Origin of the sequence: Streptomyces coelicoflavus, from assembly GCF_045041415.1 — a bacterium.
GTDB lineage: Bacteria > Actinomycetota > Actinomycetes > Streptomycetales > Streptomycetaceae > Streptomyces > Streptomyces coelicoflavus.
Genome location: NZ_CP108218.1, coordinates 7924037 through 7949037, shown reverse-complemented (window position 1 = coordinate 7949037; position 25001 = coordinate 7924037). Strand labels below are relative to the sequence as shown.

Genomic DNA, 25001 nt, shown 5'->3' with positions numbered 1-25001 from the left:
GTTTTCCAATTCCGGATCACGGAATCGGACCTGGGCGGCGAGCCGTGGTCGCCGGGCGCGGACGCCGGCCGGGACGGCGGCGTCTCCGGCCGGTCGCTGGGCGCGCCGTCCTGAACCGCGGCCTCGCTCCGCGACCTACAGGAACCGTCTGACGGGGACGACCGCGGCCTCCCGCAGCCGCTGAACGGCCGCCCGCCGTCTCCAGCGGCGCGGATCGATGGTGACACTGCGTTCCAGGTCGGCGTCGTAGTCCCGGTCGAGCACGGCGGTGAACGTTTCGTCCAGCACGGCGAGCATGACCTCTTCGTCGTGGTCCATGGAACGGCGGTTGAAGTTGGTCGAGCCGATCAGCGATGCCACCCCGTCCACGGTGATGATCTTCGCGTGCATCATGGTGGGCTGGTACTGGCGGATGGACACACCCGCCTCCAGCAGCCGGGTGTAGTGGTGCTGGCCGGCGAGCTGGCAGGCACGCTGGTCGGTGTGGGGGCCGGGCAGCAGTATCTCCACGGTGACGCCGCGGCGGGCGGTCGCGCACAGCAGGTCGATGAAGTAGCGGTCCGGGGCGAAGTAGGCCGTGGCCAGCCGGAAGCGCACCTCGGCGGAGGTGAGCATGACGCGGATGAGGGTCTGCATGTCCTGCCAGCCGAAGCTGGCCGAACCGCGCACGACCTGCACGGTCGAGGTCCCGACCTGGTCGTGTCCGGTGAAGCGGTCACGGTCGTCGAAGAGTTCGTCGTGACATTCGGCCCAGTTCTGTGCGAAGGCGGCGGCGATCCCGTCCACGGCCGGGCCCCGGACCTGCACATGGGTGTCGCGCCACTCGCCGGGGTTGCGGGCATCACCGCACCACTCCTCGGCGATGCCTACGCCGCCGGTGAAAGCGGTGTGCTCGTCGATGACGAGGGCCTTGCGGTGGCAACGGTGGTTCTGCTTGAACGGCGACAGCCGCAGCGGTTTGCGGAACCAGGCCACCTGGACGCCGGCGTCCTCCATGGCATCGAGCAGCTCCTGCTCGATCTCCTTGGCGCCGAACCCGTCGAGCAGCAGCCGTACCCGCACCCCAGCCCGGGCCCGGTCGGCGAGCGCGGCGGCGAAGTCACGGGCGATCTGACCTCGCCAGTACACGAAGGTCATCATGTCGATGGTGCGCTCGGCGGCGCGGACCGCGTCGAGCATGGCCGGGAAGATCGCATCGCCGTTGCGCAAGGGTATGAGCTCGTTGCCTTCGGTGGCCGCAATGCCGATCAGGCGCTCCAGCCGCCGACGCAGACGCTGTTTACGGGCCTGCGCGTCGGCCTCCCGCGTCTCGCCGGAGTCCTCGGCGGGTTCGGCGTTCTCCAGGATGCTCATACGGCGCCTTCCGACAACTGAGGGCGGGCAAGCACCTCGCCCGCCCGTGAACAGACGACCAGCAGGGTATCGACGTCCGTCACGCGGAGAGGACACTGGAGCGGTGCTCAGTCGTCGAGCGCCTCCAGGACGTCGGCGAGGTCGACGAACTTGAAACCCGTGGCTTCACGGCCGCCGTCCTCCGGAGCCCATGTGCCCGTCCTGGACGACGAGCAGGCCGTTCGGGTACCTGCTGCCGAGCGGTTCGGCGAGTACGTCCGCGCCGTCGCACTCCTCGGAACCGTCCAGCGACTCCGACGCGGCGCTCACCCGGAAGCCGCCCTCGTACTCGTACTCGTCGGACCTCTCACGGTCGTAGGCGACGAAGGTGTCGTCGCCCTGGCTGGAGGCGAGCAGGTAGCCGTCCCCGTCGTCCTGCTTCAGCAGGGTCAGGCCCTCGACGTCCGCCGACACCCGGACACCCCCGAAGCCGGGGTCGTCGCCCGCCACGCACTCGTCGGAGGCCTCGTCGTAGGTGGCCGGCACGCCGTACTCGCGGACCTTGTCCTGCAGGACGGGAGCGCCCTTGAGGTCGGCCCGCAGCCGCCAGACACCCACGTCTTCTTGCCCGGCGAAGAGTACGCCCGTCTCCGGGTCGACGACCATGCCCTCGACCTGCGGGCCTTCGCCGGGTTCGCCGCAGGGGGACCACTTCGTGCCGTCGGGCATCGTGAAGGCGGCGGGCAGGTCCAGGGTGCGGACCTTCCGGTAGGACACCTTGCCGTCGCGCGTCGTGATCAGCTCCAGCAGCGCGATGCGGGTGGTCGCGTTCTGGCTGACGAGTGCGTAGGACCTGCCGGTCGCGGAGTCGGTGTACGTCGCCAGGCCGTAGGCGGTGCGCTCCTCGTTGACCTCCTCCTGGGAGCCGGAGAAGATCCATGGGGCCGAGGCGTCCGTGACATCGGTGAGCGGGGCGTCCGGCCGGTCACCCGCTACGCGGTAGATGCGCAGCTTGTCGCTGCCACGGTCGCTGACGACCGCCAGGTCCGTGGCGCCAAAGACCGAGGACGTCCGGTGTACCAGGTCGACGTTGTTGAAGCGGCCGGGAGCGTCGTCCGCTCCGGGCGCCGCGGGTGCGGGGACCGACTGCACCTGCCGGGCGTCGAGGTCGTAGACCCGCAGGCCGCCCTCCTTGGCCGTGGCGATGACGAGACTGGCGTCCGGGTCGGCGGAGTTGCGCCAGATCGCCGGGTCGTCGGCGTTCGCGTTCCCGCCCTGGTCGTCGTCGAACAGCGCGGCGGTCTCCGCCCGGGGAACGACCGCGGGTGGCACGGCGGGCGCAGCGGCCTGCGCCGAGGGTACGGCCGCGACGGCGGCGGTGAACATCAGGGTCGCCACTGCCGCGACGACACGGGAGCGGCGTCTTGTGAACGCGTGCACGGACTCTCTCCTTCATCGAGGAGCGGGCGAGGCCGACGTGCATCCGACGCCGGGATCGCGACCGCACCCGCCACTGGGACGACGTCACATGATCGAGAACTCAGGCGGAGGCCACGCATCGCCCCGGCGACACGTCCACGGCTGTTGCATGGCCGAGCGGTGAATCAACCCGTCTTGCCCTCGACTTGGCCTGGGAGCGGGACCGCAGAGGGACAAGGTGCTCGCGGCGGCGTCCGTGCAGCGCAAGTGTCATCGAGGCCCTGCACGCGGGTGCCTCGTCACCCGTCCCGCTCGGGGCACACGCCCCGAGGTCGGTGCCGAGAAGGCGCCGAGGGATGCGGCGGCCGGCCGACGTAGCGCGGTGGATCTCGGGGCCCGGGCCCGGTGGGTACGTGCCGTGGCGGAACCGTCGGACGAGGGGAAGGTCGGGGACGTCACTGACGTCGGCCAGGGACAAGGTCTTCCGCGCGGCGAGCGGGTGCCCGGCGGGTACGACGGCGATCCGTCCCTCGGTCATCAGTTCCTCGCTGTCGAACCCGGCGAGGGAGTTGAACGGGGCTCCGGGCGGCGCGGCTCCCTGGCCCACCCGGCTGTATGCCACCGGCCGCGCCGAATTGCCCGGGAGCCCTCGTCTCACCGCGTGGCACTCCGACAGCACACCGCGCCGGGAACGTCAGACTTGCAGGCGCGTAGGCCGCCCGCGCGGAGCGTGCTCATGCCATCACCGGCGGGCGACGTCCGCGCGAATCCCGCCCGTTGCTTCTTCCTCGCCCCCGGCTCCCTCGACGGACCGACTGTGCGCGGTCACAAGGCTCCGGCGTCCCGGGCCGTCCAGACGCTCGGGTAGATCGGCCGGTAGCCGAGTTCCCGGCGGATCCGCTGGTTGGACATGATGCCCAACCAAGGGTCGGGGTCCGTGACCTCGTACAGCTCGCCGGGCACCTTGGCGCCGTTGAGCTGATACAGCTCCACCGTTGTGACAGGAGCGTCATCGGCGATGTTGTAGATCCGGCCGGCGATGCCCGGTGCGTACAGCAGACGCATCAGGCCCTGCGCGACGTCCGCGTGGTGGGCCATCTGAAGGCGCTGGTGCGGCGCCCAACCAGGCGCCCAGTGCATCACGTTGGCGAGGTGCGGGTCACCCTCGCCGTAGACGAAGGGGAGCCGTCCAATGCGTACGTCCAGACCTCTGAGCGCGAGCAGTTCGCGCTCGGCCTCGGCCTTGGACTCGGGGTAGGCGCCCCACATCGCGCCGCCCGGCCGGCTCGCGTCGTCCTCGGTCAGCGGGCGGCCACGTCCGACGCCGTACACATTGTTCGTACTGACCTGTACGAACCGCTCCACGCCCGAGACCTGCGCGGCGCGGCCCAGGGCCACCGCCGCGTCCCGGTTGACGGCCCAGGCCTCCTCGTCCGGCACCCCGCGGAAGGAGGCGGCAACGTTCACTACGGCGTCCACGCCGACGAGCGCCTTACGGAGTACCTCCCCGTCGCGCATGTCTCCCACGGCGACCTGGGCGCCCAGCTCCTTGAAGCGCTCGCCACGGGCCGCATCCCGCACCAGGACGCGCACCTGCTCGTCCGACCGGCGCTGGGCCAGCAGCCGCGGCACGAAGCGACGTCCGATCTGTCCCGTCGTACCGGTCACCAATGTCAGCATGACGTGCTCCTCACGCTCCGTCTCGTCTGTCGTTGAGGACCAGCCTGGGCCGGTGCGGGGCGAGGAGGGAGAGACTTCTTCATCAGGGGATCGCCAGTCCCTGGATAAGGCGGCCGGCCTCCCGCACCCTGGAAAGGTGAATCGCGCCGAAATCGCCGACTTCCTGCGCCGCGCCCGCGCCCGCCTCCACCCCTCCGACGTGGGGCTCACGGCCGGAGCACGCCGTCGCACACCAGGGCTGCGCCGCGAGGAGGTCGCCCAGCTGGCCGGCATGTCCGTGGACTACTACGCGCGGCTGGAACAGTCGCGGGGTCCGCGCCCGTCCCGCCAGATGCTCACCGCGCTGGCCCGCGCCCTGCGCCTGACGGAGGTCGAACGCGACCACCTCTTCCACCTCGCCGGTGAGGAACCGCCGCGCCGTGGGACGACCAGCACGCACGTGCGCCCGGGCTTGCTCCTGGTACTGGACCGGCTGCACGACACCCCGGCGATGGTGGTGACCGACTGCGGTGAGGTCCTGGCCCAGAACGCGTTGTCGCGGGCCTTGAGCGGAGACGTCCTCACCCGCCCGCCTCGAGGGCGCAACATGATTCGCCGCTTCTTTCTGGATCCGACGGCCCAGGAGCTGTTCCCGCCCGAGGACCGTCCGCAGCGCGCCCGCGAGCAGGTGGCCGGCCTGCGGGCGGTGGCCGCATCCCGCCCCGCGGACCCCGAGCCCGCCGCCCTCGCCGCCGAACTACGCGCCGCGAGTGCGGAATTCGCTCAGCTCTGGGACGAACACGACGTCGCGGTACGGCGCGCTTCCACGAAACGCTTCCGGCACCCTGCGATCGGCACCCTCGAACTCGACTGTGAGGTTCTCGTCAACTCCGACCACAACCAGCAGCTCGTCATCCACACGGCCCGCCCGGGCACGGAGTCGTACGAGCGCTTGCGGTTGCTGCGTGTGGTGGGCTTGCAGAACCTGGCGCCTACGGATGGGGGACCGTGAGGCTCAGGCGTCGTCGGCCGGGCGTGAGTCCGGCAAGAGGGCAGGCAGCGTCAGGTCCCACCAGTCGGCGACGCGGACGCTGACGGCGTGGGGACCTTCGAGGGCCTCGGTGAGGGTGCAGAAGCCGAAGAAGGCACGCACCAGGGTCCGTGCGGTGGCGGCCGGTCGTACGTGGGCGGCCAGGTGCCCCGTGATCCGAGCCTGGGCCAGCAGACGTGTCACCGCGGTCGTCCAGAGAACGAACGGGTCGGGAAGATGCAGGTTGATGGTGTCGCGCTCCGCCCACAGACGGGCGCCGGCCCGGGTCAGGGGATCCTCGGAGAGGGCGCGGGCGACCTCGTGACTCAGTACGACCAGGCGCTCCAGCGGCGGCACGGTGTGGTCGACGTAGCAGGCGGCGAGGCCTGGCCAGGTGGCGAAGCCGCCCTGGACGACGGCCAGCGCGATGCCCTCCTTGCTGGTGTAGTGGAAGTAGACGGACCCGCTGGTGCGTCCGGACCGGGCGCTTATGTCATTGACGCTGGTCCCCGCGTATCCGTGCTGGGCGAAGAGGCAGGCGGCCGCCTCGAGAAGTGATCTGCGGGTTGCTCTGGCCCGTTCCTGCAAGGTTCCGCGCTTTCCGCTCGTCCTGGAATGAATGACGGAAATGTAGTGCGCCCGCGTACGCCTGGAGCAATCGAGCGTCAACCGTGCGCGGTTGTTCCACATTCCTTTCGAAGATGCACGCGTGCGGGTGGACCCCGACCTCACCGGGCGCGATTCCTGGTCAACCGCGCCGCTCCGTCACCGCGCCCCGGCAGGCGTGCCTGGTGCGTCCGAAACGCGGCAAGTCACCTGTCTTGTCCGGCCCATGACTACCAGTCAGCTGCTCGATCGATTCCCGCATCCATGCAGCGCATACACCACGAACGCCTTGCGGGCGAGCACTCGAAATGGTGATTGCGTCTCGTTTCGAGTCGGAAATAACGTAGCCGTCGCAATGTTTTCCTTTTGCGGCTGATGCCCGTAAATGCGCACCCCCTGCTCGAAGCCCGGGCGGGAACGCCGACGGTCGGTCCTGACCGTTCGCCATGCCCTGCGGCATCACCACGAATCGCGGTCCTGCCACGCGCGGGACCGCCCACCCGAGGAGACACCATGGCGCCGATCTCACGCACCCTGGCCGACTGGTCACCCGAGGCCATCGTCTTTGACTGCGACGGAACCCTGATGGACACCGAACGGCATTGGCAGGACGCCCGCACACGGGCCTTCCGCGAGTTCGGACTGCGGACTCCGCCGGGTTTCGCCGAGCGGGCCAAGGGGGTGCACTACCTCGACTGCGGCCGCCTGATGGCACAGGAGACGAACAAGCCCGACCTGGCCGCCGACCTCTCCGCGGCTCTGCTCCGGCACTTCCTCTCGCTCGTCACGGAGGACCCGTTGACGATGCCGGGCGCCTCCGAGTTCGTACGGCTGTGCTCGCGCCGGCTTCCCTTGGCCGTCGCCAGCAACTGCCCGCTGGAGGTCGTGGACGAGAGCCTCCTCCGCGCCGGACTGCGACGGTACTTCCGGCATGTCGTCGTGCCCACGGTGCAGCCCGAGCACTCCCGCGGGCCGAGTCCGGCGGCGGAGGGGGAGGACGAGGCGGAGCAGGCTGTACGGCCCAAACCGTGGCCCGACGTGTACAGCAGGGCGGCCCGCCTGTGCGGGGTTCCGCCACGGGCGGCTCTCGCCGTCGAGGACTCCCTCACGGGGGTCGAGTCGGCGGCACGCGCGGGCCTGCGAGTGCTGGGCGTGGGACCGCTGCCCCACGGCGGCGACCGCGGCCGGGCCGACGTATGGATCCCGGCGCTGGACTGCGAAGAGGCGCTGGCCTGGGTGCGCAGCGGGTGACCGCGTACGACGGGACGCAACCGTCGAGGGCAGGGACGAGGGATGAGATCGGGAGGGCTACGGTGTCAGCGCGAAAGTGCTGCGGCTCGCGCGACAAGGGAGTCGCGGTGGCCCTCGCGTCCGAGGCTCGGGCTCGTCGGCACGTGTCCGTCACGAGAGACGCGAGGACGGTCCACCATGACCATGCAACCCTGGTTCGCCGAAGCCAAGCTCGGCATTTTCGTGCACTACGGCATCTACTCGGTCGAGGGCGTGCCCGAGTCCTGGGCACTGTTCGACCGTGTCATGCCGCACGAACGGTACATGCGCCAACTCGACGGCTTCACCGCGTCCGGCTTCGACGCCGCCGCCTGGGCCCGGCTCTTCGCCCGTGCCGGGGCCGGTTACGCCGTCCTGACGGCTCGGCACCACGACGGAGTGGCCCTGTGGGACACGCGGTTGAGCGACCTGAGCGTGGTCCGTCGCACCCCGGCCGGCCGTGACCTGGTCGCCGAGTACGTGGCGGCGATGCGTGACGAGGGCCTGAGGGCCGGTCTGTACTACTCGCACTCCGACTGGAACCATCCGGACTACGCATCGGTACGGCACCCCCGGTCGCCGCACCCCGAGCTGGTCGACAGCACCTACGTCTCTCCCGCGCCGGGCGCCGAGGACACGCGCGCCTGGGACCGCTATCTCGACTACCGGGACGGCCAGGTACGCGAGTTGCTCACCCGGTTCGGGCCGGATCTGCTCTGGTTCGACGGTGAGTGGGAACGCTCCGCGGAACAGTGGCGGATGTCGGAACTGGCGCGGACCGTCCGCGACCTGGCGCCGGACGCGGTGTGCAACTCCCGGCTGCTCGGCCACGGTGACTACGCCACGCCGGAGCAAGGGCTGCCGGTCTCGGCGCCGCAGGGACCCTGGGAGTTGTGCCTCACCGTCAACGACTCCTGGGGATTCCGGCCGCACGACGTGAACCACAAGACCGTGGGCCAACTCGTGCGGTACTTCGCGCAGACCATCGGCATGGGCGGAAACCTCCTGCTCGGTGTCGGCCCGCGCGCCGACGGCACCATCGTGGCGGAACAGGCTGAACGGCTCGAAGGACTGGGCGAGTGGATACGACGCCACTCCCCTGCCGTGCACGGCAGCGTCGCGGGTCTGCCGCCGGGGCACCACTACGGACCGAGCACGCTGTCCGCCGACCGCCGAACGCTGTATCCGGTCTGTTTCGACCCGCCGAGTGAAACGGTCTGCGTCCGGGGCCTGCGCAACGCGGTACGCCGGATCAGCGTCCTCGGGACCGGGACGGAACTCGCCCACCGGCGCACCGGGGGTCTGCACGACGTTCCGGGGGACCTGTGGATCGACGCGCCCGCGCCGGAGGATCTCGCTGCGCACGGCACCGTCCTCGCCCTCGAACTCGACGGGGAACTGGAGTTGTACACCGGTCAGGGCCGCGACTGAGCACAGCGCGCGGCCACGCCCGAGCACAGGGCGCGCCGTCGATCCCGCGGCTCCTCGCACCGCGCGCCCACCGCTGGCGTCCCGGCGTTCGGGCCGACGCGCGTACAACCTTCGCCGAAGCGCGGACGTCTACTCGGTGAACGCAGCAAGGTCCGTGCCCTCACCGCACCGCCCGACGGCGGGAGACGCACACGGTCGCACGCCCTTCATGTGCTGGAAGCGGCGGCGAGGACCGGTGCCGTACGGCAACGCACCGGTCCCCCGCCCCGGCGAGCGGGGTGGCGGCACACCTTCGCCCGCACCCGCCGCGGCCGGCATGGAGCCGCGGGCGGTCCCGGAGACCAGGGAGGTCTTCCTGTGCGTCACCTCGGACGAGCGGCCGTCACGGCCGCCGTACTCCTCACCCTCGGCGGCGGCGCGGTCGTCGCGGCTCCTTCGGCCGCCCCGGCCCCGACCCCTGTGCCCTTCCCGTCCATCGGGTGGCAGCAGCGCAACTGCGACTACGACGGCAACGGTTTCGACGACGTGCTGACCGGTGCTCCCGGCGCCACGGTGGGCGGCGCTACCGGCGCCGGCTACGTCACCGTCCAGTACAGCTCCTCGAGTGGTCTGAGCACGACGCAAAAGAGCGTGCTCCACCAGAACGTCTCCGGCGTACCCGGCGGCGCCGAGGCCGGCGACCGCTTCGGCGGGGCCGTCGCCTCCGGTGACCTGGACAACGACGGGTACGACGACGCCGTCGTCGGAATCCCGGGTGAGGATCTCGTCGGTCTGCCCGACACGGGCGGCGCCGTGGTGTTCTGGGGATCACCCACCGGGCTGCACGGGTCCGACAGCACCTGGCTGGAGAACGACACCCCGCGGGCCGGTGCCCGCTTCGGACGGGCCGTGGAGGCCGCTCGGTACTTCGCCCCCGATCCGGCGGACCCGGACGCCGACCCGCGTGATTCCCTCGCCGTCCTGGAGAACGACACGCTGCTGTTCTTCACCCTCTCGCCCGGCTCGACGGCACGGCAACCGACGCCGGCAAAGCAGCGTGTGCGAGCGGGCGACCTCGCGCCGTCGGACGCCGGTTTCGAGTTCCGCAACCTCTCCCACGGCAACTACAACGAGGACTCCTGGGCCGACCTGGCCGTCTCCGGCGTCACCAGCGGCGAGCAGCCGGGCGTCGGCACGGTGCGCGTCCTGCACGGCGCACCCGATGCCGGCGCTCTCGGCGACGGGGGCACCTTCCCGGGTGGTCCGGCCGTGGTCTCCGGCGACTGGGACGGCACGGGACAGGACGACCTCGTCATCGGCGACACCGGGGCCGGCGCACCGACGGGAGGCGGCATCACGCTGTACCTCGGCCGGGGCGACCTCTCCGGGCTCGAGCCCGAGCCGGCGCAGTACTGGACCCAGGACTCCCCCGGTGTGCCCGGGACCGCGGAGGCCGGCGACCAGTGGGGCGCCGAGCTGTCGGCCGGGGACACCGACGGCGACGGGCACCCCGATCTGGCCGTCGGGGCACCCGGCGAGGACATCGGCAGCGTGCCCGACGCGGGCGCCGTGTGGGTGCTGCGCGGCGACCGGACCGGCTTCAGCGGCGCCGGGGTGAAGAGCTTCGACCAGCGGCTCGCCGACATCCCCGGAACGGCGGAGAGGTCCGACCGCTGGGGCGGTCAGGTCCGGCTGATCGACGCCAACAAGGACGGTCTCTTCGGACTCCTGGCGGCGGCACCGGGTGAGAACACCAATGACGGCTTCGTCTGGGTGGTGCCCGCGTCGCCGTCGGGCCTGGTCGGCCCCGGTACCTGGACCTACGACGGCACACGCCTCGGAGCGCCGGCGGCCGACGCACAGTTCGGCGCGGCCGTCGACGAGTGACGGCGCGGTGCCGGAGGCCGCCGTCTCCCGGGACGGCGGCCTCGTCGTCCGAGCCCTCCGCCCGGTCAGGCGGTGGGGCGGGCGCCAGGGGTGTGGCCGAAGGTGCGGCGGAAGACGTCGATGAAGGTGCTGGCGGATGACCAGCCGCAGCGATGAGCGACAGCGGTGACAGGGGTGTCGTCGGCCAGGAGGATCAGGGCGTGGTGGAGCCTGATCTGGGTGCGCCACTGGGGATAGGTGAGGCAGAGATCGTCGCGGAGTCGGCGGGAGAGGGTGCGGGCGCTGGCGCCGATCTGCCGTCCGAGGTCGTCGAGGGAACGGTTGTCGGCCGGATCGGCGCGCAGGATGTCGTGCAGTGCCCGGAGCAGAAGGTCGGTGGGGGCCGGCAGGTGCAGCGGCTGCTCGGGGGAGATCCTGAGCTGGTCGAGCATGACGGCGCGCAGGCGCAGGTGGGGTGCGCTGTCGTCCTCGGGATCGCGGGTGTAGGCGACGATGAGTTCGCGCAGGAGGGGACTGACGGCAAGGACGGCCGGTTCACCGAGGCCGAGAGGGTTCTCCGTGGCGGGCAGGCCGACGAGATGGAGGTCGAGTTCGCCGTGGGCCTGGTGCTGGTGGACGGTGCCGGCCGGGATCCAGATCGCGCGGGTGGCGGGGGCGACCCAGGAGCCGGCGTCGGTGGTCACCGCGATGGTGCCCTTGCTGGCGTAGGCGATCTGGTGGTCGTCGTGGCGGTGCGCGTCGATCTCGCCGCCGGACGCCAGACGCTGGGTCCGGGTCGGCGCGACAGGCGTGTGGCGGATTTGCTGCATCACCTGTCAATTTACCGAAAGCGCGACACCAGGTGCTTCTCCCAGCATGGGAGGGTGCGAAGGAAAAAATCGATCGTGCTGCTGGCGGTGGGCCACGCCTGCGTCGACATCTACCAAGGCGCCGTCGCGGCGTTGATCCCGTTCTTCGTGGCCGAACGGGACTACACCTACGCGGTCGCCTCCGGCATCGTGCTGGCCGCGTCCTTGCTGTCCTCGGTGGCCCAGCCGGTGTTCGGCGCGCTCACCGACCGGTGGGCGATGCCCTGGCTGCTGCCGGTCAGCACCCTGCTGGGCGGCGTGGGCATCGCGCTCAGCGGCCTCGGCGGTTCCTACGGACTCACCCTGTTCTTCGTCGCCGTCTCCGGGATCGGGGTGGCCGCCTACCACCCGGAATCCGCCCGCGTGGCCCGGCTGGCCAGCGAAGGCAGCCACAGCGCGATGAGCTGGTTCTCCCTCGGCGGCAACATCGGCTTCGCACTCGCCCCGCTCATGGTCTCGGCCGCGATCGGACACGGCTCCCTGCACTGGACACCCGTCCTCGTCCTGCCCGCGCTCGCCGGCGCCGCGCTGTGCGTACCCGTACTCCGGATGCTCGCCCGTCCCCAGACCGGCACGGCCAAGACACGGGCGCCCCGCGGCGCGGACGACGTGGCCTCGTTCGTGAAGCTGTCGCTGGCGGTCGTCTTCCGCTCCATCGTCTTCACCGGCCTGAGCACCTTCATCTCCCTCTACGCCCAGCAACGCGTGCAGGGCAGCACCACCGCGGGCACCGCCGCCCTGTTCGTGCTCTTCCTGGGCGGCGCCGTCGGCTCGGTCCTGGGCGGATCCCTGGCAGGCCGCTACGACCGCGTCCGCGTCTCCCGCTGGTCCTATCTGCTCTCCGTCGCCGCCGTCACCGGCGTGCTCTACGCGCCCGGCGCGGCCATGTTCCTCTTCATAGCGCTCACCTCCGCCGGCCTGTACGTCCCCTTCTCCCTCCAGGTCACCCTCGGCCAGGACTACCTCCCCTCCCGCATCGGCACCGCCAGCGGCATCACCCTCGGCCTCACCGTCAGCATCGGCGGCCTCATCAGTCCTCTGCTGGGACACCTCGCCGACACCACGACCCTCCGGACCGCCCTCACCCCCCTGATCGCCATGCCCGCCCTGAGCTGGCTCCTCTTCCGCACCCTGCCCGAACCCACCGCCCCCGGCACCCGGACCGCGACGCCCGCATCCGCATCCGCATCCGCATCCGCACGACAAGACGCGCAGTCCCGCACCGTCCAGTGAGCACGCGTGCGGCGCGCCGGACGGACCGAATTCACCGAGGTCGAGTTCGGCAGTGAGAATGCCCTAGGCGTCCCGCAACGGGCCCGCCAGAACCTCTCCGACCGGGGAGACGACGGTGGATCCGCCGCCGATGAGCACGGTGTCCGGGTCGTCGCCCTGGACCGGATGGGCGTCGGCGGGCAGTGCGGAGCGCAGCAGGTACTGGTTGGCGCTCAGTACGAGGCGGCGGCCTTCCAGCGCCATGTGCCTCATGTTGGCCTGCCGGCTCTCGCGGTCGTCGACCGTCGGCGCGCACCAGATGCCCACACCTTTGCGGTACGACTGTTTCAGTCGAGGAGCGCGGTCGCTTCGACCTCGACGAGGACGTCCGGTTCGAAGAGGTGGTCGACGCCGATGAGGGAGGCCGGAGGCAGGGGGAGAGGGAGCCCGATCTCGTCGGCGACGGACTCGACCCCTGCCATGAAGTCGCCGATCTTCTCCGGGCTCCAGCGGGTCACGTAGAACGTCAGGCGCAGTACGTCCTCGAACGACGCACCCGCACCCGTCAGGCCGATGGACGTGTTGCGCAGTGCCTGGGCGACCTGGCCGGCCAGATCTCCGGGTGCGACCGGAGTTCCGTCGGCTCGTCGTGCGATCTGACCACTGACGTGGACGTGCTTCGTCCCCGTGCCCACGGCGACGTGGTGGTACGGGGTCGGCTGCAGCATGCCGTCCGGGGTGAAACGCTGAACTGCCATGGTGTTCTCTCCTCCACAGTAGGTATCTGTACGCTACCTAGTTGAAGAAGGACACTTCAACGAGACCAGGTTTCGCCATGGATACCGACGCCGAACTCCGCATCGACGCCCCGCACCGCGAACTGCTCGACCAGATTCTCGACAAGTGGTCGCTCAGCGTTCTGAACGAACTGTGCGAACGCCCGTGCCGCTTCAACGAACTGCGCCGGGCCGTCCCACAGGTCACGCAGAAGTCGCTGACCTCGACGCTTCGACGACTCGAACGCAACGGCGTGATCGAGCGCGAGGTCGTCTCCACCCGCCCCGTGGCGGTCAGGTACCGGATCACGCCCCTCGGCAAGACCCTTCGCCACCCCATCGACGTACTGCTGGCATGGGCCACGCAGAACATGTCCGCGATCGCCCGCGCGCGCGAAGCCTTCGACGTACGGGAAGAAGAACCCGGCCGCTGAGGCCTCGCTCACTCTCCGGGCTCCCCCGGCTCCCCCGGCTCTCCGGCCATCCGCCGGCCGACGCGGGCGGCGGTCTCGCGGAGCCAGATGTGGGCCGCGTCGTGGGTGTGCACGGGGTGCCACCACATCGCCTCCCGCAACGGCACGGCCTCGTACGGCGGTTCCACCACCCGCACGGCTGCGAGCGGGGCGAGGAGCCGGGCCGGACGGGCCTGGATCAGGGCGACGCGCCGGGTTCCGGCCACCAGCAGCGGAATGATCTGGAAGCTGTCCACGGAGACCTCGACCCGCGGCTCGATGCCCAGCATGCCGAGCTGGCGGACGACCGGGTCGGCATGCGGCGGCCGCGGCTCCAGCGGATCCTCGCCGAGGCCGTACGGGCCGGCGGGGCGTCGGTCCGGCCGGGCACCACCGCCGAGATCCTGGACCAGGACGCGGACGGAGTCTCCGTGCGTCTCAGCGACGGCACCGAGGGCCGCTACGACCCGGTGGTCGCCGCCGACGGCCTCGGTTCCGCCACCCGGGCCGCGATCGGCATCACGGACAGGCCCGAACCGACCGGCATGGCCATCTGACGCTCTTCGTGGTCAGGGCCGTGCCGGTGACGCCGGAGGCGATGGTGTTGGCAACGTCGGCGTCGGTCGCGGACAGCAGGTCCGGCCCGGCGAGGTAGCGGGAACCGTTGTTGACGAGCACGTCGACGCGGTCCGTGTGTTCCGCGACGCCGGAAGCGAAGTCGCGAACCGAGGCGGGGTTGGTCAGGGCCGGCGACTCCCGTGCCGATCGTCATGCGGACCACCCTGGAGGACGACCCAGGCCGTTTCGTCTGGACCACTCCCGCTGAGCGATGTGGGGTGTTGGGTGCTCGGTGTCCGCATGCCTCACCGCATCAGAGGCTGGCGGGGCGTCGGGGTCGGCAGGCCTCCCCCTTCGTCGAGGGTCACCCCGGCCGCGTGCCGCCTTCCGAGGTCCCCCTACCATCGCACTGCGTTCTTCGGCGGACACTGACACCGGTTCGGCCGTGCCCGCCGCCCCACATGACCCGACGACGTCCACCGACGGGGCGACGAAGCCGGCCATCGAGAAGGGGAAGACTCATGCGCGCCCGGAGCATCGGCACTGCGACCGCAGCGGCACTGGCCCTGGTGGCCGCCCGCGACCTCCTCCAGAAGAAGCACGCGCTGCTGAGGAATTTCCCGCTGGTCGGGCACGCCCGGTACCTGCTGGAGACCATCGGGCCGGAGCTGCGGCAGTACATCGTGACGTCCAACGAGGAGGAGCGGCCCTTCAGCCGTGATCAGCGGACGTGGATCTACGCGTCGGCGAAGGAGGAGAACAACTACTTCGGATTCGGCACCGACGTCGACGTCGAGCACGTGCAGGGACGCGCATACGTGAAGCAGCGCACGTTCGCCGACAGCCTGCCCGAGTCGCACGGCCGGCCGGACCTCCCCGATGCCGTGCCGTCCGCCAAGGTGCTGGGGGGACCGCGCGGCCGGGCCAAGGCGTTCCGCCCGAACAGCGTCGTGAACATCTCGGCGATGAGCTTCGGATCGCTCTCCGGCGCCGCGGTCACGGCCCTCAACAAGGGGGCTGCGCTGGCCGGAACGATGCACAACACGGGCGAGGGCGGCCTGTCTCCGTACCATCGCAACGGCGCCGACCTCGTTCTCCAGATCGGTACGGCATACTTCGGCTGCCGCAACGAGGACGGCAGCTTCAACCTCGACAGGCTCAAGGAAGTGGTCGCGGGCGCCCCGGTCAGGGCGATAGAGATCAAGCTGTCCCAGGGTGCCAAGCCCGGGCTGGGCGGGATGCTGCCCGGTGCGAAGGTGACGCCGGAGATCGCGGAGATCCGCGGCATCCCTCAGGGCAAGGACTGCGCCTCGCCGTCCCGCCACACCGCGTTCGGCGACGTCGACTCGATGCTGGACTTCGTCGAACTGATCGCCGCCGAGACCGGGGTGCCGGTCGGCATCAAGAGCGCGGTGGGTGAGATGGACTTCTGGGACGAGCTGGCCACGCTGATGGCGCGTGGCGACCGCGGGGTCGACTTCGTGACCGTCGACGGTGGCGAGGGCGGCACCGGGGCGGCACCGCTCACCTTCACAGACTCCGTGTCGCTGCCCTTCCGGATGGGCTTCTCCCGGGTCTACGGCGCCTTCGCCGAGCGGGGTCTGACCGACGAGCTGACGTTCATCGGCTCCGGCAAGCTCGGTCTGCCCGACAACGCCGCGGTGGCCTTCGCCCTCGGCGCCGACATGGTCAACGTGGGCCGGGAGGCGATGCTGTCCATCGGCTGCATCCAGTCGCAGAAGTGCCACACGGACAAGTGCCCCACGGGTGTCGCCACCCAGAACCCGTGGCTGGCCCGCGGCCTCGACCCGGAGTCGAAGGCCACCCGGGCCGCCGTGTACCTGCGCACCCTGCGCAAGGAGCTGACGAAGCTCTCGGCGGCCGTGGGCGTGGCCCACCCGGGGCTCATCACGGCCACGGACATCGAAATACTCAACGGTGACTACGACGCCCGTACCCTGGCCGCCGCCTACGGCTACAAGGACGGCTGGGGCGAACTCGGCCCGCGCCTCGCCCACGAGATCACCGCGCTGCTCGCGGCCGAGCCGGGCACGGCCCGGGACACTCTGCAGGCCTGACAGGCCCTCCCGTCGGTGGTGCGGGGGCGTTCGCGCGCAACGTCCCCGCACCGGTCCGCCCGGCCTCCGGGCCGGAGTCTCGTCGATGAACACAACGGCAAGTACGACGACGTCCTGAGCGTCAGCGACCTCGACCCGAATCCGCCCGCCGAAGCCACCGGCCCCGCCCTGTGCGGCCCGCTCGTCACGCCGGGATGGAGAGGGAACACCGAGCGGGTCGGTGGTGGGCTGCGACAAACCGCCTGCGGAGCTGTGTGCTTCGGACGACCGGTACGTGTGGCTGGGCCAGTGCCCGCAGAAGGCCGGTGTCCACAGCGGGGCCGGCGTCGCCGACCCCGATCGGAAGGGCCGTGCGGTCGGCACCCCGGTCAAGGGTCAACGACACGCGGACCGGCGGCCTGCCGTGAGGGACGGGCGTACCGTCCTCGCGCACCACGGGCAGCTGGTCGTCGACTCCGAGGCCTCCGTCGGCGAGGGTGACGTAGGCGTTCATGGGGCCCAGCGCGTAGAACGGGCCCTGTGCGACCCCGTTGCCCAGGTGACGGCGGCCGTGGTCCGCGTCCTTGCCGTCCCGCACGTTCTGGTTCCACCGGTCCACCGTGGCGCGCAGGGTGGCCGGGTCGACACCGATCGCGTCCGCCAACTCCTCCAGGGTCTCGGCGCGGTGGTACACGTCCGGCCGGTACCGCTTGTAGTCCTGCACTTAGGCGTACGAGACGCCCGGGAACGTGGAGACCGGGTTCGGCCACGCGGAGAACCTCCGCGCGACCCGCCGGTCGAAGATCATGAACCCCGTATTGCTCTCCGTGGCGGCCACCGCCCGGTACATGGTGACGTTCGGGCCGGTCCAGCTGGTCAGCGCCCCTCGTACAGGCGGTCCATCTGGGGGGTGTGGCCGCCGGCCTCCTCGCCCAGGTGGAAACCGTCGCCCGTGCTCGCCGGGTTCACCGGCGGGATCCGTGCCGCGTCCTCACCCACGTGCTTCGCCTTCAGCTCCGTGGAGGCGGAGTAGTCGCCCGTTGTCAGGACGACGCCCCGGCGTCCGAAGTACCGCATGCCGTTCGGGACGCCGACTCCACCGAGGCCACATCCGTGACGTCCACCGGCCCCGTCGCCCCCGCCACCTCGTCGGCCCACGAGGCCGACGGCAGGTCCAGGGCGAGCGTTCAGCGCGATGAGCGCATGGCAGGGACGAGGAGAGCGTCCACGTCCGGATCGCCCTGGGGGCCGGGGGTTGGGGGCCGCGACCCAGCGGTTACGGCTTGGTGTACTTCAAGGGACGGACGTACAAGTCACCCTGGATTGCCCAGAGCCGCGCCTTGCGCATCGTGATCCTCAGCGCGTAGAACGAACCGCGGTCGAGGTCCATGACGGACGAGTCGTGCCACGTGAGCCGGCGCCAGCCGTGGCCGACGTCTCGGAGCGTGCTGTTGTCGGCTTCGAAGCCGCGCTGGACGACGGTGCCGCCCTGGTTCATGAGGTCCACTTCGACCCAGCCGCCGTCATCGATGTCGACGAGCAGCTCGACGTCGTCGCCGAAGAAGTTGAGGCCCTGTGTGGTGATGGACGTCGGCTTGTTGCCTGTGCGGCTCTCGTAGCAGGCGAACTTGTCCTTCTCGATGTAGCCCCGGCCGAGTGCGGACTCGCGCCAGCCGGTGTGCCGGCCCTTCCCGCCCATGTAGTAGAAGTACAGCTTGTCGTCGATCTCCACGGGGACCGACGAGAAGATGACGCTGCTGTCGAAGTCGCCGCGCGGGTACTTCCCCATCCCCTCGCCGTGCGGGATGAAAGTGCTGTCCCCGGGTTCGACGTTGTTCCACTCGGTCAGGTTGACGGACCACTGCAGGGCCAGGTCGACGGTGTCGTGGTGCGGCAGCGCGGTGTCGCCGTCGCGGTACAGCGAGGCCAGGCCGAGGTAGAGGTCTCCGTACGCGAAGACCGGCATCGAGTAGATCTGGGAGTCGAATCCGTTGCCCCGGTGCACCTCGACCGGCTTGGACCAGTTGATGAAGTCCGCGGACCGCGACATCGCGGACACGCGGATGTTGCTGTCCCACAGCCGTGTGATGAGTACGTACTCGTCCGTGCGCGAGTCGCGGAAGACGAGGTTGTGGCAGTCCGCGCCCGGGGACGGGCTGTTGGCCGGCCAGGGCTTCAGTTCGGTGAAGTGGATGCCGTCGGACGAGAAGGCCACGCACAGCGACGTTCCACCGGCTTCGCGCAGCGTGATCAGCTTGTACCTGCGCGCGGGGTCGGGGTCCTCCGGGTCGTAGAGCACGGATGTGCCTTGGACGTGCTCGTAAAGGATGTTGTTGTTCTTGCTGCCGTCGAAGCTGACCAGACCCAGTGCGGGCTTGGTCCAGTTCACCCCGTCGGTGGACTCCGCGTAGCAGCAGCCGGTTTCCCGGTCGGCTATGACGTAGTCCCGCGTGAGCCGCTGGTCCGGGGGTGTGTCGAGCGAGGCCGGATCGCGGAGGAAGAGTGTGTAGTAGCAGCGGAACTTCTTGTGCTCGGGGTCCCAGAAGACGTTGGGGTACCCGTTGTCGAAGCGTGGTTCCCAGGGCAACCGGGGGTTCTCGAAGATTCCCTCCCGGAACAGCGGATTGTGGTCGTCGTCCTTGACGAAACCGCCCATCCCGATCCGGCAGTTCTCCATCCCCCGGTGGCCGTTCCAGAGTCCGGTGTCGAACGCGAAGTACTTGTGCGACCGGCTCGTCGGGTCGGCCGGCGGAGCACCGGCGGCCGTGGGGGCCGCGGCCTGCGGCCTTGCGCTCGACGGTCCCGCCGTGGCCAGGGCGCTCCCCGCCCCCAACGCCGTCACAGCCACACCACTGCGCAGAACACCGCGCCTCGTCACCGTTCTGCGGGTCTCGTCGCTCATTGCGCTCTCCTTGCCTCTGCCGCGAAGGCATTGCCTTAAAGAACAGACGTAAGACGTCTGCTGTCGGCACGGACAGTGCCAGCAATCAGCGTGTGACGCAAGAGTCACGGATGGTTCTCCCGGAACGTCGGGCCGGGCCCGACGACGGACGAGAACGCGTGATCGCGGACAGCGGAGCATCCAGCCCTGCTCCGACGAAGCTGTGCAGATCCTGCAGCCCCGGGGGCATCTTCGCGAGCTCCACCGTCACGGCTGACGGCGGCTGTTCGCCGAGTTCGACGCCGTGGTGTGTCCGATCACGCCGACTCCCGCGTTCCCGCACGACCACGGCCCTGATCTGCCGGCACGCCGGACCGACATCGACGGCGTCGGGGTTCCCGTACTTGGACCAGCTCGTCTGGGCCGGTCCGCTCACCATGCCCGGCCTGCCCGGCCGGCACGGCCGGGTCAGTCGACGAAGAAGTTCCAGAACGCACCGACCTCCGTGTCCGAGACCGCCAGGATGCCGAAGTCCGTGATGAGACCGTCCCGCTGGGCGTCGACCCCCGCGAAGCACGAGAGGGAGAAGCCCTCGCGGTACCAGTGAGGATCCGTGCCACCGCTGAGGTCCTCGGCGTTGGTGGCGTACACGGCGGCGGGGCCGAACCGGGCCAGCAGGGTGCCGGCGGCCGACCACAGCCGACGCCGTCGCACCGGGTGGCACGCGCCGGGCGGTTGGGCACCGCCGTAGGGTGTGGCGGTCCAGTGCAGCGCGGTCAGCTCCACCGCGGCCTCGTGGGTCAGCAGTTCCAGATGATGGTCGAGGTGATGCGGCTCCAGCCGGTCGAAGGGGTAGTACGGGGAGTGCCTGGTGCGCTCGGGCCATCCGGTGTGGGCGTCGGGCAGCCAGCCGCGCGGATCGCGGGTGCGGAACTGGAGCACCGCAGCGGCGTCCACCAGCCAGTCCTCGTGCCGTCGGGGTCCCACGGCGGCCAACTGGCAGCCCAGGGTGACCAGCGCCTGCCGCCATTCCCGGCGCCCGGCGCCGAGCGACGCCCCGGGAGCGTACGGAAGCATGACGGCACCCTAGCAACCTGAAGGACGGCAGCCCGGCCCGTCCCTGGGCCAGGAACTCGCCACGACCGGGGTGCTGGTCAACGCCGTCGTTCCCGCGGCCGTCACCACGCCCATGACTCCGACGGGGCGCTTCGCCGGCGACCTGCTGAGGAGGCTCAGTCCATGTCGGGCGGGCGGTCGGACTCCAGTGCCCGCATGGCCCGCGACGCGTTGAACGGCAGGATCGTGACCGCGATGTGCGGCAGCAGCTCCAGCGTCCTCGACATCTTCTCGCCGGTCCCCCGGTGCAGGAGCTTGCCGAGGGCGTTGGCGTACATCCGCCGGGGCACGAGCACCGTCAGGGACGTGTCCCCGTCCTGCGTGGTACGGACGGCCAGTTCCCGCATCGCGTGACGGAGCCGGCGGTCGGGGCAGGCCACCACTTCCAGCTCGACCGAGGTCGCGGACGTCGACGCCCAGCGGGCGGACAGACGGCGCGCGTGCGCCTCGTCGATGGCGAAGTGCACGGCACGGACGCTGTCGGGCCGCAGCTCGTGGGCGTAGCGCAAGGCCTTCAGCGCGGCCAGGTCCAGAGTCTCGACGAGGACGAACACCTGGTGGCGCCGGGTACGCGGCCGGTCCGCGCCCATGGGCAGCCGCTCCAGGGCGGCGGCCTCACGCCGGTACTCGCGGTTGATCCGGATCAGTACCCAGACTCCCAGCGGGAAGACCACGACGACCAGCCAGGCGCCCTCGGTGAACTTAGTGACGGCGAAGATCAGCACCACGGCTGCGGAGACGAACGCCGCGAGCGCGTTGACCGTGATCTTCAGTCGGCGCCGCGGTTCACGCCTGCGCAGGTGGTACGCGGTGAGGCCGCTGCCGGCCATGGTGAAGGCGGTGAACACGCCGATCGCGTACAGGGCCACCAGCTTGTCGACGTTGGCGCCCGTGGCGAGCAGCAGGGCGAGCGAGAGGGCGGAGAGCGTGACGATGCCGTTGGAGAACGCCAGCCGGTGCCCGCGCCGGGTGAGCAGCCTGGGCAGGAACCGGTCCTCCGCGACGAAGCTGGCCAGGAACGGGAACCCGGTGAAGGGGGTGTTGGCACCGGTGTAGAGGATCAGCGCGGTCGCCAGCTGGACGAAGACCAGTCCGACGGTCCCCACCGTTCCGGTGCCGAAGGCGAGCCTTGCCTCCTGGGCGATGACGGTGGGGGTCCCGTCGGCGTAGGGGACGGCGTGGGTGACGTGCGCGAGGGTGGAGACGCCCAGGACCAGGGCGGCGAGCACGCAGCTCATGGTGATGAGGGTCCGCCGGGCGTTGCGGCCCTGCGGTTCACGGAAGGCGGAGATGCCGTTCGAGATGGCTTCGAGCCCGGTGAGCGACGAGCCGCCGTTGGCGAAGGAACGCAGCACGATGAAGGCCGAGGCGCCGTAGAGCCAGCCGTCACCGGGGGTTCCGAGCGGCACCACGCCCGGGGCACCGAGGTCGGCGTGCGGCAGGTCGCCCGTCAGTCCGCGCACCGCCGCGACGAGGAAGACCAGGCCCATCGCGGTGATGAAGAGATAGGCGGGCAGCGCGAACACCCGGCCGGCTTCGCGCACCCCGCGCAGGTTCCCGTAGCCCAGCAGCACGATCACCACCACGGACACCGGCAACTGGAGGTGGTCCAGCCCCGTCCAGCCGTGGCCGGCCAGGTGGGCGAGTGAGATCAGCGCGTTCGTGCCGGCCGACACCTGGACGGCCACCGTGACGACGTAGTCGACGAGCAGCGCCACGGCGGCGACCTGGGCGACGTTCGGCCCGAAGTTCTCCCGCGCGACGACGTAGGAGCCACCGGCCCGGGTGTAGATCGTCACGACGTCGCTGTAACAGAGCGTCAGGAGCAGCAGCACCAGCAGGATCGCGCCGGTCACCGGCATGACCATGGTGAAGGCGGCCGCTCCGACCACCGGCACGAGGACCCGGAGCATCTCCTCGGAGCCGTAGGCCGACGAACTGATGCAGTCGGACGCGAGTACGCCGAGCGCCGTGGGGTTGCCGAGCTTCTCCTCGCTGACCCGCTCCGTCGTGAGCGGCGCGCCCAGGAGCCGCCGCTTGACGCGGTACATGGGCCGTTCGAACGTCATGGCGTCGTCACAGCGCGCGGCCGCCCCGGGCGCAGTGACCGGCATCGCCTCGACGCGCGGGCGGGGCGGTGGGCTGTGAGGGCATGGCAGGTCTCCGTTCGCCCCCGCGGGCGGACCTCCGGCTGGGACGGCACCGTGAAGGTGGTGCTCCTGCCGGAGTCGATGTCTCCGGTGTCGAAGGAGCAAGCCGCCCTTGGACGCCGTCACGGTGTGCGTGATCGGATCCTTGTCGACGACGGTGGCCTTCGCACCGGGGGGCCGAGGGGTCAGTAGCCGCCGTTGCCGGTGCTCGGCTTGGTCGTGATCTTCTTGCCGTCGGGGCCGACGACGAACCACTTGGCGCCGAAGGCGTCGACGCCCTGCCCGTTGGTGTCGTCGGCCTTCTGGTCGTCGGCGAACCTGTACAGCGGGTGCCCGTCGTACGTCACCTGCTCGGACCCGTCGCCCCGCTTGGCGGTCCCGAGCAGGTCCTTCTTCACGCCCTTGCCCGCGGTGGGTGTCTTCTTGACGGTGAAGGGCGGCCATGCCTTGGCACAGTCACCGTCGCACTTCGACTTGTTCTTCGTGTCCTTCTCGAAGAGGTAGAGCGTCCGGCCCTTCTCGTCGACCAGCATCTTGCCGTAGGTGCCGTCCTTGACCTCGGCCGCGGGTGCCGCCGACGAGGTCGCCGCCGGAACCACGTTGGTGTCGAGGCGGTCGGCGGCGTTGCCGGTCTCCGTACCGTCGGCGGCGCTTTCGCCGCCGTCGCCCGCACACCCGGTCGCCGCGGTGGCGACCAGCAGGGCGGAGGCCAGTACGGTGGCTGCCCGGAGCCGTTTCATGAAGGTTCCCTTTCTGGTCGGCCACCCCCAGGGGCAGCACCCGGCCCGCCTGTCGGGGCCGACGGGCTCAGTGCACCTCCGGGCTGACGGAGCGACCATCCGACCGCGTCTGTTCGGAGTGCGGCCACACCCGGATGGGCCCGTCACGGTGCCCCGCCCCCTCGGAGCCTCCTCGGAACCGCGTACGTCGTCATCGGCCCTCCCGGACGCACGATCCGTACCCTGGGAGATGTACTGGCCGCTCGGGCTACTCGTTCTCGTCTGCCCGGCAACAAGCGTGCGGTCTCTCGCCCCTGCGGGAGACCGCGGGTGGACGAACGCGGGCTGTCCCCGTTCTCTGGGGTGTCGCCTTGGTTTCCCAGCCGACGGCGCGAATGCAACGCGCACTTCTGCGCGCGGGCCATCTGGCCACCTTCGAACAGATGCCCCTCTTGGTCGCCCGGCACGCCGAGACCGCCGGCCTGCACCGAGCGGGGATCTTCGTGAGCGATCTCCAGGGAGAGGTGCTGCGGGAGGTCACCGGGAGCGGTCCCGACGCGGGCCGGGAGGGACAGCAGCTGCGGATCATGGCCACCGCGGCCGGGAGTGCGTACACCGAATCCCGGCCGATCACGGTCCGTGCCGTGGAGCAGGACCGGCTCCGGCACTGGCTCCCCCTGCTGGACGGCGCCGAGCGCGCCTGGGAGTGCTGCGCGTGGACACCGACCACGGTGACGACGCGGTCCTCGAGGCGGCCTTGGACCTGGCCTCACTGGTGGCACTGCTCCTGGCGAGCAAGCGCACCAACAGCGACGCCTTCGCCCGGCTGATCCGGACCACGCGGATGACCGTCTCCGCGGAGATGCAGTGGCCCGTCATGCCGCCCCGGACCTTCTCCAACGACCGGGTCACCCTCGCCGCGGCCATGGAACCCGCCTACGCCGCCGCAGGGGACGCCTTCGACTACGGCGTCGCCGGCGATGTCACCTACCTGGCGATCCTGGACGCCATGGGCCACGACACCGGCGCCGGCCTGACCGCCAACCTGGCCATGGCCGCCTTTCGCAACCAACGGCGCCAGGACGCCACCCTGCCCGAAATCTGCGCGGTCATCGAGCGGTTGCTCATCACTCACTACGCCCACACCCGCTACGCCACCGCGATCCTGGCCGAACTCGACATGACCACGGGGGTACTGACCTGGGTCAACTGCGGCCACCACGCGCCGGTCCTGGTCCGCGGCGGCCGCTGGACGTCGGACCTGCCGTGTTCGCCCTCGCACCCCCTGGGTACCGACCTCGGCCTCCCGGCCAACGTGTGCGACGTGCAGCTGGAACCGGGTGACCGGGTTCTGCTGTACACCGACGGCATCACCGAGGCACGCGATGCCGACGGCCAGGAGTTCGGACGGGAACGCTTCGTCGACTTCGTCATCCGTCACCAGAGCGACGGCCTGCCCGTGCCCGAGACGCTGCGCCGACTCATCCGCGCCGTCCTGGACTACCACGACGGCAAGCTCGACGACGACGCCACCGTCCTGCTCTGCCAGTGGCACGGCAACATCGACCGCCTTCCCGACCCCACCTACCCACCCGCCTGACCACTCGACCGGCTCGCGGT

At 70.5% G+C, this 25001-nt stretch carries 19 protein-coding genes and 7 pseudogenes; 10 read left to right on the top strand and 16 right to left on the bottom strand.

Translation table 11 applies throughout. From position 1 onward, the window contains the following. Nucleotides 1-135 precede the first annotated feature (135 nt). From OHA99_RS35860 to OHA99_RS35845, 4 genes and pseudogenes are all read right to left on the bottom strand, one after another. Nucleotides 136-1353: a phosphatidylserine/phosphatidylglycerophosphate/cardiolipin synthase family protein gene (locus tag OHA99_RS35860; protein WP_194280231.1), complete on the bottom strand. Its 1218-nt coding sequence runs from the start codon at nucleotides 1351-1353 to the stop codon at nucleotides 136-138. A gap of 107 nt (nucleotides 1354-1460) precedes the next feature. Further along, nucleotides 1461-2772: pseudogene (locus tag OHA99_RS35855) on the bottom strand (phytase). 334 nt (nucleotides 2773-3106) lie between these two features. Continuing rightward, nucleotides 3107-3331: pseudogene (locus OHA99_RS35850) on the bottom strand (LysR family transcriptional regulator); the annotation flags it as partial. A 245-nt stretch (nucleotides 3332-3576) separates the two neighbouring features. Beyond that, nucleotides 3577-4431 (bottom strand): NAD(P)-dependent oxidoreductase, encoded by an 855-nt coding sequence (locus tag OHA99_RS35845; protein ID WP_153181572.1) that lies wholly within the window; start codon nucleotides 4429-4431, stop codon nucleotides 3577-3579. A gap of 136 nt (nucleotides 4432-4567) precedes the next feature. Between OHA99_RS35845 and OHA99_RS35840 the strand changes: the two genes are divergently transcribed. Further along, the gene (locus OHA99_RS35840; RefSeq protein WP_153181571.1) at nucleotides 4568-5422 is read left to right on the top strand and encodes a helix-turn-helix transcriptional regulator; all 855 of its coding nucleotides are present in this window, start codon (nucleotides 4568-4570) and stop codon (nucleotides 5420-5422) included. 3 nt (nucleotides 5423-5425) lie between these two features. Here OHA99_RS35840 and OHA99_RS35835 read toward each other — a convergent pair whose 3' ends face one another. After that, nucleotides 5426-6028 (bottom strand): ScbR family autoregulator-binding transcription factor, encoded by a 603-nt coding sequence (locus tag OHA99_RS35835; protein ID WP_153181570.1) that lies wholly within the window; start codon nucleotides 6026-6028, stop codon nucleotides 5426-5428. A 531-nt stretch (nucleotides 6029-6559) separates the two neighbouring features. Between OHA99_RS35835 and OHA99_RS35830 the strand changes: the two genes are divergently transcribed. From OHA99_RS35830 to OHA99_RS35820, 3 genes are all read left to right on the top strand, one after another. Beyond that, nucleotides 6560-7297, top strand: coding sequence for an HAD family phosphatase (locus OHA99_RS35830; protein ID WP_153181569.1), 738 nt, complete (start codon nucleotides 6560-6562; stop codon nucleotides 7295-7297). A 177-nt stretch (nucleotides 7298-7474) separates the two neighbouring features. Beyond that, nucleotides 7475-8746: an alpha-L-fucosidase gene (locus OHA99_RS35825; RefSeq protein ID WP_366472773.1), complete on the top strand. Its 1272-nt coding sequence runs from the start codon at nucleotides 7475-7477 to the stop codon at nucleotides 8744-8746. A 357-nt stretch (nucleotides 8747-9103) separates the two neighbouring features. Then, complete coding sequence (locus tag OHA99_RS35820; RefSeq protein ID WP_366472772.1) at nucleotides 9104-10612, top strand: FG-GAP repeat protein; 1509 nt, start codon at nucleotides 9104-9106, stop codon at nucleotides 10610-10612. Between the two features lie 65 nt (nucleotides 10613-10677). Here OHA99_RS35820 and OHA99_RS35815 read toward each other — a convergent pair whose 3' ends face one another. After that, nucleotides 10678-11421, bottom strand: a complete 744-nt coding sequence (locus tag OHA99_RS35815; RefSeq protein ID WP_366472771.1) for a helix-turn-helix transcriptional regulator — start codon at nucleotides 11419-11421, stop codon at nucleotides 10678-10680. A gap of 54 nt (nucleotides 11422-11475) precedes the next feature. On the opposite strand from OHA99_RS35815, the gene OHA99_RS35810 reads away from it, so the two are divergent. Further along, nucleotides 11476-12693 (top strand): MFS transporter, encoded by a 1218-nt coding sequence (locus OHA99_RS35810; RefSeq protein WP_366472770.1) that lies wholly within the window; start codon nucleotides 11476-11478, stop codon nucleotides 12691-12693. A 63-nt stretch (nucleotides 12694-12756) separates the two neighbouring features. On the opposite strand, the gene OHA99_RS35805 is transcribed toward OHA99_RS35810, so the two are convergent. Both OHA99_RS35805 and OHA99_RS35800 read right to left on the bottom strand, forming a co-directional pair. Further along, a complete protein-coding gene (locus tag OHA99_RS35805) occupies nucleotides 12757-12999 on the bottom strand; it encodes a hypothetical protein (protein WP_282882254.1) in 243 nt (80 codons plus the stop codon). Nucleotides 13000-13019: 20 nt separating this feature from the next. Continuing rightward, nucleotides 13020-13430, bottom strand: a complete 411-nt coding sequence (locus OHA99_RS35800) for a Rid family hydrolase (protein WP_153181564.1) — start codon at nucleotides 13428-13430, stop codon at nucleotides 13020-13022. 77 nt (nucleotides 13431-13507) lie between these two features. Here OHA99_RS35800 and OHA99_RS35795 point away from each other — a divergent pair, with 77 nt between their 5' ends. After that, on the top strand, nucleotides 13508-13882 hold the full coding sequence (locus OHA99_RS35795) for a helix-turn-helix domain-containing protein (protein ID WP_153181563.1): 375 nt from the start codon (nucleotides 13508-13510) through the stop codon (nucleotides 13880-13882). Nucleotides 13883-13890: 8 nt separating this feature from the next. Here the strand turns inward: OHA99_RS35795 and OHA99_RS35790 are convergent. Further along, a pseudogene (locus tag OHA99_RS35790) lies at nucleotides 13891-14211 on the bottom strand (LysR family transcriptional regulator); the annotation flags it as partial. Here OHA99_RS35790 and OHA99_RS35785 point away from each other — a divergent pair. Beyond that, nucleotides 14212-14454 (top strand): annotated as a pseudogene (locus OHA99_RS35785) (FAD-dependent monooxygenase); the annotation flags it as partial. It lies immediately after the preceding pseudogene. Between the two features lie 4 nt (nucleotides 14455-14458). Here OHA99_RS35785 and OHA99_RS35780 read toward each other — a convergent pair. Next, nucleotides 14459-14644, bottom strand: a pseudogene (locus OHA99_RS35780) (SDR family NAD(P)-dependent oxidoreductase); the annotation flags it as partial. A gap of 335 nt (nucleotides 14645-14979) precedes the next feature. Between OHA99_RS35780 and OHA99_RS35775 the strand changes: the two are divergent. Further along, a complete protein-coding gene (locus tag OHA99_RS35775; protein WP_153181561.1) occupies nucleotides 14980-16536 on the top strand; it encodes an FMN-binding glutamate synthase family protein in 1557 nt (518 codons plus the stop codon). Nucleotides 16537-16720: 184 nt separating this feature from the next. On the opposite strand, the gene OHA99_RS35770 is transcribed toward OHA99_RS35775, so the two are convergent. The 3 genes from OHA99_RS35770 to OHA99_RS35760 form a co-directional block, all read right to left on the bottom strand. Next, a complete protein-coding gene (locus tag OHA99_RS35770) occupies nucleotides 16721-17239 on the bottom strand; it encodes a hypothetical protein (protein ID WP_153181560.1) in 519 nt (172 codons plus the stop codon). 152 nt (nucleotides 17240-17391) lie between these two features. After that, complete coding sequence (locus OHA99_RS35765) at nucleotides 17392-17592, bottom strand: hypothetical protein (protein WP_153181559.1); 201 nt, start codon at nucleotides 17590-17592, stop codon at nucleotides 17392-17394. Nucleotides 17593-17791: 199 nt separating this feature from the next. After that, nucleotides 17792-19417: a hypothetical protein gene (locus OHA99_RS35760; protein WP_405698856.1), complete on the bottom strand. Its 1626-nt coding sequence runs from the start codon at nucleotides 19415-19417 to the stop codon at nucleotides 17792-17794. 232 nt (nucleotides 19418-19649) lie between these two features. Between OHA99_RS35760 and OHA99_RS35755 the strand changes: the two are divergent. Further along, a pseudogene (locus tag OHA99_RS35755) lies at nucleotides 19650-19848 on the top strand (amidase); the annotation flags it as partial. Nucleotides 19849-19864: 16 nt separating this feature from the next. Here the strand turns inward: OHA99_RS35755 and OHA99_RS35750 are convergent. From OHA99_RS35750 to OHA99_RS35740, 3 genes are all read right to left on the bottom strand, one after another. Then, nucleotides 19865-20473: a hypothetical protein gene (locus OHA99_RS35750; protein WP_405698855.1), complete on the bottom strand. Its 609-nt coding sequence runs from the start codon at nucleotides 20471-20473 to the stop codon at nucleotides 19865-19867. A 155-nt stretch (nucleotides 20474-20628) separates the two neighbouring features. Then, on the bottom strand, nucleotides 20629-22581 hold the full coding sequence (locus OHA99_RS35745) for an APC family permease (RefSeq protein ID WP_164386152.1): 1953 nt from the start codon (nucleotides 22579-22581) through the stop codon (nucleotides 20629-20631). 266 nt (nucleotides 22582-22847) lie between these two features. Continuing rightward, nucleotides 22848-23402 carry a hypothetical protein gene (locus OHA99_RS35740; protein WP_381497609.1) on the bottom strand — a complete coding sequence of 185 codons (555 nt, stop codon included), beginning with the start codon at nucleotides 23400-23402 and terminating at the stop codon, nucleotides 22848-22850. Between the two features lie 374 nt (nucleotides 23403-23776). Between OHA99_RS35740 and OHA99_RS35735 the strand changes: the two are divergent. Continuing rightward, nucleotides 23777-24981: pseudogene (locus OHA99_RS35735) on the top strand (PP2C family protein-serine/threonine phosphatase). The last annotated feature ends 20 nt before the right edge of the window (nucleotides 24982-25001 follow it).

What these genes read in the sequence shown, in the direction of transcription:
- OHA99_RS35860 (WP_194280231.1), bottom strand. Translation starts at nt 1,353, where the DNA reads ATGAGCATCCTGGAGAACGCCGAACCCGCCGAGGACTCCGGCGAGACG.
- OHA99_RS35845 (WP_153181572.1), bottom strand. Translation starts at nt 4,431, where the DNA reads ATGCTGACATTGGTGACCGGTACGACGGGACAGATCGGACGTCGCTTC.
- OHA99_RS35830 (WP_153181569.1), top strand. Translation starts at nt 6,560, where the DNA reads ATGGCGCCGATCTCACGCACCCTGGCCGACTGGTCACCCGAGGCCATC.
- OHA99_RS35825 (WP_366472773.1), top strand. Translation starts at nt 7,475, where the DNA reads ATGACCATGCAACCCTGGTTCGCCGAAGCCAAGCTCGGCATTTTCGTG.
- OHA99_RS35815 (WP_366472771.1), bottom strand. Translation starts at nt 11,421, where the DNA reads ATGCAGCAAATCCGCCACACGCCTGTCGCGCCGACCCGGACCCAGCGT.
- OHA99_RS35800 (WP_153181564.1), bottom strand. Translation starts at nt 13,430, where the DNA reads ATGGCAGTTCAGCGTTTCACCCCGGACGGCATGCTGCAGCCGACCCCG.
- OHA99_RS35795 (WP_153181563.1), top strand. Translation starts at nt 13,508, where the DNA reads ATGGATACCGACGCCGAACTCCGCATCGACGCCCCGCACCGCGAACTG.
- OHA99_RS35775 (WP_153181561.1), top strand. Translation starts at nt 14,980, where the DNA reads ATGCGCGCCCGGAGCATCGGCACTGCGACCGCAGCGGCACTGGCCCTG.
- OHA99_RS35765 (WP_153181559.1), bottom strand. Translation starts at nt 17,592, where the DNA reads ATGCGGTACTTCGGACGCCGGGGCGTCGTCCTGACAACGGGCGACTAC.
- OHA99_RS35760 (WP_405698856.1), bottom strand. Translation starts at nt 19,417, where the DNA reads ATGAGCGACGAGACCCGCAGAACGGTGACGAGGCGCGGTGTTCTGCGC.
- OHA99_RS35750 (WP_405698855.1), bottom strand. Translation starts at nt 20,473, where the DNA reads ATGCTTCCGTACGCTCCCGGGGCGTCGCTCGGCGCCGGGCGCCGGGAA.
- OHA99_RS35745 (WP_164386152.1), bottom strand. Translation starts at nt 22,581, where the DNA reads ATGACGTTCGAACGGCCCATGTACCGCGTCAAGCGGCGGCTCCTGGGC.
- OHA99_RS35740 (WP_381497609.1), bottom strand. Translation starts at nt 23,402, where the DNA reads ATGAAACGGCTCCGGGCAGCCACCGTACTGGCCTCCGCCCTGCTGGTC.